This is a genomic window from Crossiella sp. NPDC003009, from assembly GCF_053591555.1.
On record NZ_JBSFUA010000092.1, the window covers coordinates 1 to 10,982 of the forward strand.

General features: G+C 72.7%; 13 protein-coding genes. 7 read left to right on the forward strand and 6 right to left on the reverse strand.

The features are described from left to right. Nucleotides 1-65 precede the first annotated feature (65 nt). From ACWDY5_RS41050 to ACWDY5_RS41060, 3 genes are read left to right on the forward strand one after another with little or no spacing between them, the layout of a single operon-like run. The gene (locus ACWDY5_RS41050) at nt 66-1,901 is read left to right on the forward strand and encodes a heavy metal translocating P-type ATPase (protein WP_449727531.1); all 1,836 of its coding nucleotides are present in this window, start codon (nt 66-68) and stop codon (nt 1,899-1,901) included. A 3-nt stretch (nt 1,902-1,904) separates the two neighbouring features. Then, nucleotides 1,905-2,261 (forward strand): STAS domain-containing protein, encoded by a 357-nt coding sequence (locus tag ACWDY5_RS41055; RefSeq protein ID WP_449727532.1) that lies wholly within the window; start codon nt 1,905-1,907, stop codon nt 2,259-2,261. 46 nt (nt 2,262-2,307) lie between these two features. Beyond that, complete coding sequence (locus ACWDY5_RS41060; protein WP_449727533.1) at nt 2,308-2,703, forward strand: hypothetical protein; 396 nt, start codon at nt 2,308-2,310, stop codon at nt 2,701-2,703. Between the two features lie 2 nt (nt 2,704-2,705). Here the strand turns inward: ACWDY5_RS41060 and ACWDY5_RS41065 are convergent, their stop codons facing one another. From ACWDY5_RS41065 to ACWDY5_RS41090, 6 genes are all read right to left on the reverse strand, one after another. Next, nucleotides 2,706-3,680, reverse strand: a complete 975-nt coding sequence (locus tag ACWDY5_RS41065) for a helix-turn-helix domain-containing protein (RefSeq protein WP_449727534.1) — start codon at nt 3,678-3,680, stop codon at nt 2,706-2,708. 20 nt (nt 3,681-3,700) lie between these two features. Continuing rightward, nucleotides 3,701-4,687, reverse strand: a complete 987-nt coding sequence (locus ACWDY5_RS41070) for an alpha/beta hydrolase (RefSeq protein WP_449727535.1) — start codon at nt 4,685-4,687, stop codon at nt 3,701-3,703. 35 nt (nt 4,688-4,722) lie between these two features. Next, nucleotides 4,723-5,010 carry a hypothetical protein gene (locus tag ACWDY5_RS41075; protein ID WP_449727536.1) on the reverse strand — a complete coding sequence of 96 codons (288 nt, stop codon included), beginning with the start codon at nt 5,008-5,010 and terminating at the stop codon, nt 4,723-4,725. A gap of 359 nt (nt 5,011-5,369) precedes the next feature. Next, nucleotides 5,370-6,098 carry an anti-sigma factor gene (locus ACWDY5_RS41080; protein ID WP_449727537.1) on the reverse strand — a complete coding sequence of 243 codons (729 nt, stop codon included), beginning with the start codon at nt 6,096-6,098 and terminating at the stop codon, nt 5,370-5,372. Next, nucleotides 6,098-6,598 (reverse strand): sigma-70 family RNA polymerase sigma factor, encoded by a 501-nt coding sequence (locus tag ACWDY5_RS41085; protein WP_449727538.1) that lies wholly within the window; start codon nt 6,596-6,598, stop codon nt 6,098-6,100. Before ACWDY5_RS41085 ends, ACWDY5_RS41080 begins: the two co-directional genes overlap by 1 nt. Before the next feature lie 191 nt (nt 6,599-6,789). Further along, nucleotides 6,790-7,443 carry a fasciclin domain-containing protein gene (locus ACWDY5_RS41090; protein ID WP_449727539.1) on the reverse strand — a complete coding sequence of 218 codons (654 nt, stop codon included), beginning with the start codon at nt 7,441-7,443 and terminating at the stop codon, nt 6,790-6,792. A 187-nt stretch (nt 7,444-7,630) separates the two neighbouring features. On the opposite strand from ACWDY5_RS41090, the gene ACWDY5_RS41095 reads away from it, so the two are divergent. The 4 genes from ACWDY5_RS41095 to ACWDY5_RS41110 all read left to right on the forward strand — a co-directional run. Further along, entirely contained in the window at nt 7,631-9,346 is a 1,716-nt protein-coding gene (locus ACWDY5_RS41095) for a cytochrome c biogenesis protein DipZ (protein ID WP_449727540.1), read from the forward strand. A 17-nt stretch (nt 9,347-9,363) separates the two neighbouring features. Further along, nucleotides 9,364-9,684 (forward strand): thioredoxin, encoded by a 321-nt coding sequence (trxA, locus tag ACWDY5_RS41100; protein WP_449727541.1) that lies wholly within the window; start codon nt 9,364-9,366, stop codon nt 9,682-9,684. 116 nt (nt 9,685-9,800) lie between these two features. Next, nucleotides 9,801-10,670, forward strand: coding sequence for a DUF4394 domain-containing protein (locus tag ACWDY5_RS41105; protein ID WP_449727542.1), 870 nt, complete (start codon nt 9,801-9,803; stop codon nt 10,668-10,670). Between the two features lie 53 nt (nt 10,671-10,723). Next, nucleotides 10,724-10,982, forward strand: a 259-nt coding sequence (locus tag ACWDY5_RS41110; protein ID WP_449727543.1) for a hypothetical protein, incomplete at its 3' end; no start/stop codon positions are given.

The following is a 10,982-nucleotide window of genomic DNA, read 5'->3' on the forward strand; positions in this document are numbered from 1 at the left end:
GTCGACGCCGACCCGGCCGACGGTGAGGATCTCCAGCGAGGTCACGACCCGGCACCCCGCAGCTCGTGCTCCAGCGCCTCCAGCTCGGCGCCACCTTGCTCGGCGGCCCGTCCTGGCTGTGGTGGTCGCTGTACCTGGCCTGTTACGCCGCGGGCGGCTGGGAGCCGGGGTTGTCCGGGCTGCGCGCGCTGCGGCAGAAGACCCTGGACGTGGACCTGCTGATGGTGGTGGCCGCGATCGGCGCGGCGGCCATCGGACAGGTCATGGACGGCGGCCTGCTCATCGTCATCTTCGCCACCTCCGGCGCGCTGGAGGCCTTCGCCACCGCGCGCACCGAGGCCTCCGTGCGGGACCTGCTCGACCTGGCCCCGGAAACGGCGAACCGGGTCACCGGTGCTGCCGAGCAGACCGTGCCGGTGACCGAGCTGGCGGTGGGCGACACCGTGTTCGTGCGCCCTGGTGAGCGGGTGCCGGCCGACGGCGAGGTCGTCTCCGGCGCCAGCGAGGTCGACCAGGCCACCATCACCGGCGAGGGCACGCCCACGGCCAAGCTGGTCGGCGACGAGGTGTTCGCCGGCACCCTCAACGGCACCGGCGCGCTCACCGTGCGGGTCGCCCGCCGCGCCGAGGACTCCGTGGTCGCCCGGATCGCCGGCCTGGTCGAACAGGCCAGTCGCACCAAGGCGAAGACCCAGCTGTTCATCGAACGCGTCGAACAGCGCTACTCCGTGGCGATGGTCGCCGCCACGCTCGCGCTGTTCACCATCCCGCTGATCTGGGGCGCCGGGCTGCAGGAGTCCCTGCTGCGCGCCATGACGTTCATGATCGTGGCCTCGCCCTGCGCGCTGGTGCTGGCCACCATGCCGCCACTGCTGGCCGCCATCGCCAACGCCGGGCGGCACGGCGTCCTGGTGAAGTCCGCGGTGGTGCTGGAGGGCCTTGGCACGACCACCCTGGTCGCCTTCGACAAGACCGGCACCCTCACTACTGGCACCCCCGAGCTGAGCACCATCCGCCCGCTCACCGGCCGCACCGAGGAGGACGTGCTGCGCCTGGCCGCCGCGGCGGAGGTGCCCAGCGAGCACCCGCTGGGCGCGGCCATCGTGCAGGCGGCCCGCGCCCGCGGTCTGGAACTGCCCGCCGCCACGGAGTTCGCCGCCGAGCCCGGCCGCGGCGTCCGGGCCACCGTCGCCGGTGCGCGCGTCACGGTCGGCGCGCCCGTGCCGGACCTGGCGATCGAGCTGCGGCAGCGCGGGGAGACCGCCGTCGCGGTGCGCGTGGACGGCGAGCTGATCGGCGTCCTCGGCCTCACCGACCGCCCCCGCGCCGAAGCCGCCGACGCCGTGCTGGCCACCGCCCGGCTGACCGGCCACCCGCCCGTGCTGCTCACCGGCGACAACGACCTCACCGCCGCCCAGCTCGCCCGGCGGGTGGGCATCGAGGACGTCCGCGCCGGCCTGCTCCCCCAGGACAAGGCCACCGAGGTGCGGGCCTTGATCGCCGCCGGGCACCGGGTGGCCATGGTCGGCGACGGCATCAACGACGCCCCCGCGCTGGCCACCGCGCACACCGGGATCGCCATGGGCGGCGCGGGCGCCGACCTGACCCTGCAGACCGCGGACGCCGTGGTGGTGCGCGACGACCTGACCGCGATCCCGGCCACCCTGGCGCTGGCCCGCAGGGCCCGCCGGGTGGTGCGCGCCAACCTGGCCATCGCCGGGGTCTGCATCGCGGGCCTGGTGATCTGGGACCTGGCCGGCACCCTGCCGCTGCCGCTGGGCGTGGCCGGGCACGAGGGCTCCACCGTGCTGGTGGCGCTCAACGGCCTGCGGCTGCTCCGCCGTTCGGCCTGGCAGCGCGCCGCTGAGGAGGCAGGCGGGCACCGGGGCGGTACGGTCTAGGGCATGAGCAGCGACACCGCCTCCGACCTGCCCATCAAGGTCACCACCACCGAGTCCGAGCAGGGCGTCGTGGTCGCGGCCACCGGCGAGGTCGACCTGCTCACCACCCCCGCCCTCCAGCAGGCCCTGGAACAGGCGGTGGCCGCGCGCCCGCCAGTGCTCGTCGTGGACCTCACCGGGGTCAGCTTCCTCGGCTCGGTGGGCCTGGCCGCGCTGGTGCAGGTCCTGCCCGCGGCCGAGCAGGGCACCAAGATCCGGGTGGTGGCCACCAGCCTCGCGGTCGTCCGGCCGCTGACGGTGACCGGGCTGACCGAGCTGCTGCCGGTCTTCGCCACCGTGGATCAGGCTTTCGCAAGCTGAGCCCGCCGGACGCATCAGCGCGGCAGGGCCGGGTATCCCGACTCGCATGCGGGAGGAGACCGAGCCGGACTGGGAGCTGTGCGATGTGTGCGCCCGCGTCCTGGATCCGCTGGCGGAGGCGCGTTTCGCCGTGGTCCGGGACTCCTCGGCGGTCCGGGTGGCCAGCGCCTGCGCCGACGGCTGGCGGCTGGTGGTCGCCTGCGATGAACAGCACCTGCGGGAGCTGGTCGCCGCCTACCGGGCTCGCCCGTGGATCCCGGCCGAGCTGTGGGCCGGGCGCGTGGAGCGGGCCTGGGTCACCGCGCCGCCCGCGGACCGGCTGACCGTGGAGGTGCTGGCCGCGCGGACCGGGCTGAGCCAGGTGCAGGTTCGCGCCGGGGTGTGGCTGCTGCGCCAGCGGCTCGCCGGCCGGTGGCCGCCACCGGGCCTGCTGCCCGCCTGACCTCACCCGTGCCGGTGCAACCTCAGCAGCGCGATCGCCAGTTGCAGGCGCAGGCGGCCCTGCGGGCTCCGGACCGGCCAGCCCAGCTCGTCTTCGGCGTGGGACAGGCGTTCCTGCAGGGTCGAGTGGTGCACGAGCAGGGTGGTGGCGGCGGTGCGCAGGCTGGGGCTGTCGGCGACCGCGACCAGGGTGGCCAGCACCCAGGGCGCGGACTGCGCGGCCTTGGCCAGCGCGCGGACGTCGGGTGCTGGTGCGGTGTCCGGGCCGACGGCCGAGGCGAGCACCGCGAGCCCGCCCAGTGCCTCGGCGAAGACCACCAAGGGACCTGGGTCCTGGGGCGTTCCGGCCGCCGCGAACCTGAGGGCGACCCTGGCGGCGGCCACCGAGTCGGGCAGGTCCAGCACGGGCACGGCCGGGCCGACGCCGGCCCGGACACCTGGCGGCGGTGCGGAACCGGAGCCGGGCGCGAGCTGGATCTCGCCGCCGTCGAGCACGAAGGCGCGGGCCCGCGCGCCGAGGCCGAGGCGCTGGGCGCCCTTGCGGCGGGCGGCCTCCGGCGCGGCGGTGTCCAGCAGGGTTTGTGCCGAGCTGTGCCTGCGGACCGGCCGATGGGCCCGGTCGAGCACGCCGCGGGCGGCCACGGCGGCCCGTTCGAGCACCATCTCACCGACCGGGCCCGCGGGACCGGTGCTTTCCAGCCAGAGCGCGGGTGGGCCGCCGGGGAGCACCGGTGTGCTGGGCCAGTCGCCGGGTGGTGGTCCCGGTTCGAGCAGCCGGCCGTCCGGATCGATCCGCAGCCGCACGCCCCGGTCGTCCTCGACCAGCCGGGCGATGTGCCCGGAGAGCACCGCGGCCCCGCGCACGATCGCCTCCAGCCCGGCCCTGGTCTCGACCAGCCGGTCGAAGTAGGCGATCACCTTGACCGCGGCCCCGGCGTCGGGATCAAGCGCGTCGAGGCGGCCGAGGAGATCTCTCATCGCTCCATCATCACCCCGCCTCAGGCGGCCAGTACCCGGCGCAGCCAGTTCTCCCGCGCCGCCCGCGATGCCTGGGAGACCGCCGCCTGCGGCACGAAGGCGTCGAAGCCGTGGAAACCGCCGGGCCACACGTGCAGCTCCGCCCGGCCGCCGCAGGCCCAGATCCGCGAGGCGTAGGCGACGGCCTCGTCGCGGAAGGTCTCCGCCGAGCCGACGTCGACGAAGGTCGGCGGCAGGCCGGAGAGGTCGGTGACGCGGGCGGGCGCGGCGTACGGCGAGACGTCGGGGCCACCGCGCCGGTCACCGAGCAGCGCGGTCCAGCCCAGCTCGTTGGCGTCCCGGTCCCAGATCCCCAGGCCGGCCATCTGGATCGAGGACAGGGTGTCGTTGCGGTCGTCCAGCATCGGGCAGATCAGCAGCTGGCCCAACGGGCGCACGGATTCCCGGTCGCGGGCGAGCAGCGTGGTGGCGGCCGCCAGCCCACCGCCCGCGCTGCCGCCGAGCACGACGATCCGGCCCGGGTCGACGCCGAGGCCCTCGGGGTCGGCCGCCGTCCACCGCAGACCGGCGTAGCAGTCCTCCACCGGCAGCGGGTGCTGGTGCTCCGGCGCCAGCCGGTAGTCCACGGACACCACGAGCAGGTCGAACCGCTCGGCCCAGTCGAGCATCATGCTCATCTCCGCGCCCCGGTTGGTGCCGGCCACCATGCCACCACCGTGGATGACGTAGAGCGTGGCGGCCGGGCGCGCCAGCCCGGCCGGACGGCACACCAGCAGCGGCACCTCGGCGCCGTCGACGCTGGGCGTGGTGTGCGAGGCGACCTCGAACCGCCCGTCCCGCCGCAGCTCCTCATCCGTCAGGTCCCGCTCGGCTGAGCGCCGCCGGATCTCGGGCAGCGCCTCGAAGGAGAGCTGAGCGATCTGTTCGATCAGCGCGGCGTCGAGTCCGGCGGCCAGCTCGGGATCGAACGGGACCGGGGTCAGGGGTGCGGGGGTTTCGGCGGTCATCGGTGACTTCCTTCGCTGTCGGCGGACAGCGTTCATCATCGAGACCCCACCGGCAGCCAGGTGGCGGGAATCAGCCGCCGGTTGGCGGGCCGGGCGAGGAGAGGGACGGGACTAGCTGCCGTTGGGTGAGAAGGAAGTCCGGTCATTGCCTCGACCGCCCAGGGGGTGACGGTGGTGCCCGCGGCGCGCAGGAGCTGGACCAGGTAGCCGACGGTGAGGTACTCGCGCTGGAACAGGCCCCGCGCCAGCAGGTTGGTGCTGACCTGGTTGGTCTCGATCTGGTTGACGATCGGCGACCCGGCCAGGTAGAGGTGCAGCCACAACGCCGCCCAGCTCCCCGCAGCTCCAAGCGGGTGCGCACCGTCCGCGCCTCGAACGGGGCACCGAGCTGGTCGCGATCGCGAGTCGCCCACCCGAACATCGACTCGGCGACCTCGTCGAAGCCCTCCCCCGCGTAGATGTTGACCTGCGGCACGATGTGCCTGGCGGTCACCGAATCCAGTGGCACGGCGGCGTCAGCAACGCCCGCCCGGCCGGCCTTGAACCCCACCCCGGCCAGCACGGTCCGGCCCGGTCTCCGGCAGGGAGGCGAGCAGGTCTTCCCTGCGCTGCCGCAGGTAGGGCCGGATCACGTCGTCGGTGTGGACCCACAGCGACTCCCCGGTCGCATGATGATGTCGCCTCAGGCGGCGGGCAGCGCGGTGGTGATCACCGGTAGCGAGGTGGGCTGGGGCGAACCTCCCGCGGGTTCGACGGTCAGGCCGATCCGGTCCCCAGGCGCCACCCCGGCTGCGACCAGGGGTGCGGCGGCCGGGAGCAGACCGGCCGAGCGCGCGCCGCGCGGGCCGATGACCCAGGCCTGGTAGACGTGGCCCGGTGGCGGGGCGGGCAGGCCGCTGGCGATGAGGACCGCGGCCGCGTGACCCGGGACGTGCACGACGGAGAGGGTGCCGCCGCCAGGGCCGGGCGCGCTGAGCACGCGGGCGTCGGCGGCGGCCAGCAGCGCGGCCGCGTCGGCGCGACCGGCCATGGCGCCGGCCTGGTGGTCGAGCTGGTCGCTGGGCGCGGTGCTGTGCAAGCCGAGCACCGCCATCCCGATGACGGCCGAGGCGGCGGCCAAGAGCACGGCGCGTCTTCGTCGCGGACTTCCCGCCACGCGGGGAGATCCGGTCAGCGGCGGGATCTGGGAGGTGAACTCCGCGACGGCCAGCACCCGCTCGCGCAGCGCGGGCGGCGGGGTTTCCGCGACCGCGTTGCCCAGCCAGGCGCTGGTCTCGGTGAACTCGGTGACCTCCAGCGCGCAGGTGGGGCAGGCGTGCAGGTGTCGCTCGAACTGTTCGCGTTCGGCCGGGGAGAGGCCGTTGAGCACGTAGGCGCCGGTGAGGGCGTGCACATCGGCAGACGGGTTCATCAGGTCACTCCCAGGCAGTCGCGGAGCCGGATCATGGCGTCCCGCAGGCGGGTGCGAACCGTGGACGCGGGCAGGTCCAGCAGCGCCGCGATCTGACGGCAGTCCCGGCCTTGGTAGTAGGCCAGGACCAGGCAGTCGCGCTGTTCTTGGGTGAGGGTGGCCAAGTGCCGGTGGAGCTGGTGCCTGCGCAGACTCACCCCGGCCGGCTCGGGCAGTTCCGGCTCCGGCACCGCGGCCGGACGCGGAGCGGGCACCGCGAGGTCAGCCCGCACGCGATCCACCGCGGCACGGTGCGCTCGGGCCACCACCCAGGCCAGCGCGCTCCCCCGCCGAGGGTCGAACTCAGCCGCAGCGCGCCAGGCCGCGAGCAGCACCGACTCGGCGACCTCCTCCGCGCGGGCCTGCTCGCGCACGACCTGCCGGATGACGCCCCAGACCGGGCCGATCACCGCGTCGTAGAAACGGGCGAACGCCTCCCGGTCCCCGCGCGCGGCCAGCACCAGCAACTCATCCGGCTGGTCCGGAACCCGCGATTGCGACGCGGGAGTCTCCGACTGGACACGGCGGAGGCGGGCGAAATCCGGCACGGCGACTGGCTCCCTCATGGACCGGCGATCATCCACTGTGGACTGCGAAGACAACCCGCGGGCCGCCGAAAGTCCACAGTGGACTCCGGCGGCCGGGGCGGGGGTCACTTGGGCATGAGCACCGAGTCGATCAGGTAGACGGTGGCGTTGGCGGTGTGCACGCCACCACAGACCACGTTGGCGTCATTGACCTTCAGCGCGTCGCCCGAGCCGGTCACCTTCACCACGCCGGACTGCACCGTGGTCTTGTCACCGGCGATCTTGTCCGGCGCGATCTGACCCGGCACCACGTGGTAGGTCAGGATCTTGGTCAACAGCGCGTCATCGGTCTTGAGCTTCTCGATGGTGGCCGCGTCGATCTTGGCGAACGCGGAGTCCACCGGAGCGAAGACGGTGAACTCGCTGCCGTTGAGCGTGGAGACCAGGTTGACCTTCGGGTTGAGCTTGCCGGAGACCGCGCTGACCAGGGTCTTGAGCAGCGGGTTGTTGCTCGCGGCCACGGCAACCGGGTCAGCGGCCATGCCGGAGACCGAACCCGAGCCGCTGGGGACCTGCTTGGCGTAGTCGGCGCAGCCGGGGCCGACCAGGTCGCGGGCCGGGTCGGCCATCGCGCTGGAAGCCGGGGCGGAACTGGAGGTCGCCGCGGCAGAGGTGGTGCTGGAACTCGCGGCCGTGTCACCGGAACCACACGCCCCGGCGAGCAGGGCGATCGAGGCGACGCCGATGGCGGCGGTGGTGCGGCGGGCGATGGTGTTCATATCTTGGCTCTCTTCCGGTCTGTCGGACGAACACCCTGCATTCGCCGCCCGGACCGGCCCGGATCGGCCCATCGGCCCGTCGTTATCCACCCGTTACAACCGGCAGGTCGCGGAAGGAACACCGAACCGTTTGTGCCCGGCGTGCGAACACAGGTCATCGCGTCCCCGTCAACTGTGTGAGGCCCCCGTGCTGACACTCGCCCTGATCGGCCTCATCGGAGGCCTGGTCACCGGCATCTCACCGTGCATCCTGCCGGTGCTGCCCGTCATCTTCTTCTCCGGCGGCGCGCAAAGCGCCCGGACCACCGAGACCAAGACCGCCGCCGCTTCTCGTTCCCGCCCCTACCTGGTGATCGCGGGCCTGGTGGTCAGCTTCACCCTGGTCACCCTGTTCGGCTCGCTGCTGCTCTCGGTGCTCGGCCTGCCGCAGGACGTGTTGCGCTGGGGCGGAATCGTGGTCCTGGTGCTGATCGGCATCGGCCTGATCGTGCCCGCTTTCGAGCACCTGCTGGAAAAACCGTTCAGCTGGATTCCGCAGCGCCGCCCCGACTCCACCAAGGGCGGCTTCGCCCTCGGCCTGGCCCTCGGCGCCATCTACGTGCCCTGCGCGGGCCCGGTGCTGGCCGCGATCACCGTCGCGGGCGCCACCGGCAAGGTCGGCGTGGACACCGTGGTGCTCACCGCGGCCTTCGCCATCGGCGCGGCCACTCCCCTGCTCGTCTTCGCGCTGGCCGGGCGGCGGGTCGCCGAACGCGTGCAGGCCTTCCGCAAGCGCCAGCGCGGCATCCGGATCACCGCGGGCGTGGTGATGATCGCGCTGTCCCTGGGCCTGGTGTTCAACCTGCCGCAGCTGCTCCAGCGGGTCATCCCGGACTACACCAGCGCCTTGCAGGACAAGGTGAACAACTCCGAGCAGGTGCGCAAGGCGCTCAACCTCGGTGGCCTGGTCAACGAGCAGAACAAGGACCTGGACAAGTGCTCCGACGGGGCCAAGGAGCTGGAAAGCTGTGGCACCGCGCCGGATGTCACCGGCATCCAGCAGTGGCTCAACACCCCCGACGGCAGCGGCGTGGACCTGAAACAGCTGCGCGGCAAGGTGGTGCTGCTGGACTTCTGGGCCTACTCCTGCATCAACTGCCAGCGCTCCCTGCCGCACGTCACCGCATGGGACAAGGCCTACCGCGACGCCGGGCTCCAGGTCATCGGCGTGCACTCCCCCGAGTACGCCTTCGAGAAGGAACCCGCCAACGTCGCGGCGGCGGCGAAGAACTTCGGCATCACCTACCCGGTCGCCCTGGACAACACCCTGTCCACCTGGACCAACTACCGCAACCGCTACTGGCCCGCGCACTACCTCATCGACGCCAAGGGCACCGTCCGGCACATCAAGTTCGGCGAGGGCGACTACCGGACCACCGAGAAGCTGATCCGCCAGCTGCTCACCGAAGCCGCACCAGGGCAGAACCTGCCCGCGGCGACGGAAACCACCGATGAGACCCCGGACATCGGCAAGATCACCCGCGAGACCTTCCTCGGCTCCACCAAACGCGTGAACTTCGCCGGCCCCGAGAACTACACCAGCGGCCAGAAGTCCTTCCAGTTCCCGGAAAACCAGGCCGCGGACACCTTCACCCTGGACGGCGAGTGGCTGCTGGACACCCAGCACATCACCCCCGCCGGGGACAACGGCCGGATCCGGCTGGACTACCGGGCCAAGGAGGTGCGGATGGTGCTCTCCGGCAAGGGAACCGTCAGCTACGACAGCAACGGCGAGACCAAGACCATCCAGGTCGACGGCACGCCGAACTCCTACCAACTGCTGTCCACTTCGGACATTCGCACCGGCAGGGTCGCGGTGACCGTCGGCGCGGGCGTACAGGCCTACTCGTTCACCTTCGGCTGAGACAGAACAGGACACCCATGAACGTCATTCCGGTGACCACGAACGACTTCGGCACCGCGGTGCTGGACAGCGACCGGCCGGTGCTGGTCGACTTCTGGGCCCCCTGGTGCGGCCCGTGCAAGGCGCTGGCGCCGGTCGTGGCTCAGATCGCCGAGGAGCACGCCGACCGGCTCACCGTGGTCAAGCTCGACATCGACGCCGAGCCCGGCATCGCGGTGCGGTACCAGATCATGTCCATCCCGACGCTCTCGCTGTTCGTCGGCGGAGAGCTGGCCACCACGCTGACCGGGGCCAAGACGAAAGCGGCGATCCTGGAGGGCTTGGCACCCTGGCTGTGACTCCTCGTGCCGGGTGCCGGCCAGTCCTGATGCACGGCGCGGCCGCGAGAAGTGGCGAACCATCCGCCTTCGGCCGTCGAACGTTCCACACGATCCTTCGACATCTTGGAGTGGGAATGCGCAGAACCACACGTCTGCTGGTGACCGGCGCGACCGTGTCCGCCACCGTGCTGACAACCGTCCTGGCCGGCGGGGGCACCGCCTCGGCGGCCACGACCGCCGCCAGCTCCGGTGACCTGCTCGTGCTCAGCGAGAACGGCGTGCTCAGCAGGCACGACGCCAGCCTTCCGCTGCTGGCCAAGCAGCGCAAGCGGATCACCGGCCTGGCCCGCGGCGAACGCCTCGTCGGCCTGGACACCCGACCGGCCAACGGCGAGCTCTACACCCTCGCCGGCTCCGGCCAGCTCTACCGGATCCACCCCGCCACCGGCGCCGCCACCGCGATCGGCGGGCCGATCTCCTTGCGGGGCAAAGCGATCGGGTTCGACTTCAACCCCACCGTCGACCGCATCCGGGTGGTCACCGACCAGGGCCAGAACCTGCGCCTGCACCCCGACACCGGCGCCCTCGCCGCCACCGACACCCCGCTGAACTACCCCACCGGCGGGCCCGCGCCCAAGGTGACCGCCTCCGGCTACACCAACAGTGTCGCCGGAGCCACCGCCACCGCCCTCTACGGCCTGGACTCCGCGCGGGACACCCTGGTCAAGCAGGGCAGCCTGCCGGGAGAGACCCCGGTGGTCTCGCCCAACACCGGTCAGCTGGCCACGATCGGCAAGCTGGGCCTGGACATCAGCGCGGTCAACGGCTTCGACATCGCGGGCAAGGCCGGCGCGGGCGCCTACCGGCCGCAGGACTACCGGGCCGCGGCCCTCGTGCGCGTGCACGGCCTGACCCTGCTGGTCCGGATCAACCTGGCCACCGGGCGCGCCAACGTCGTCTCGCCACTGCTGAGCAGCGCGGTCGGCCTGACCTTCGCGCCCTGAGCTCACCTTCGCCCGATCGCAGGGACTTTCCCACAATTCTGGAGGTCGTTCCGATGCGTCTGTCCATCCGCACCCTCACCCTTCCGGCGGTGGCCGCCTGCCTGGCACTGCTGGCCGCCGCCCCCGGCGCCGCCGCCGCACCCCAGGACCGCGACCGCGGGCCGGACCTCGGCATTGGCATTGGCATCGGCATCGATCTCGACCTGGGCAACCTGCTCGGCGGCGCCTACCGCTCGGCCTGGCTCACCGGCGCCACCGAGGTCCCCGGCCCCGGCGACCCCGACGGCCGCGGCACCGCCCGCGTGCTGGTCG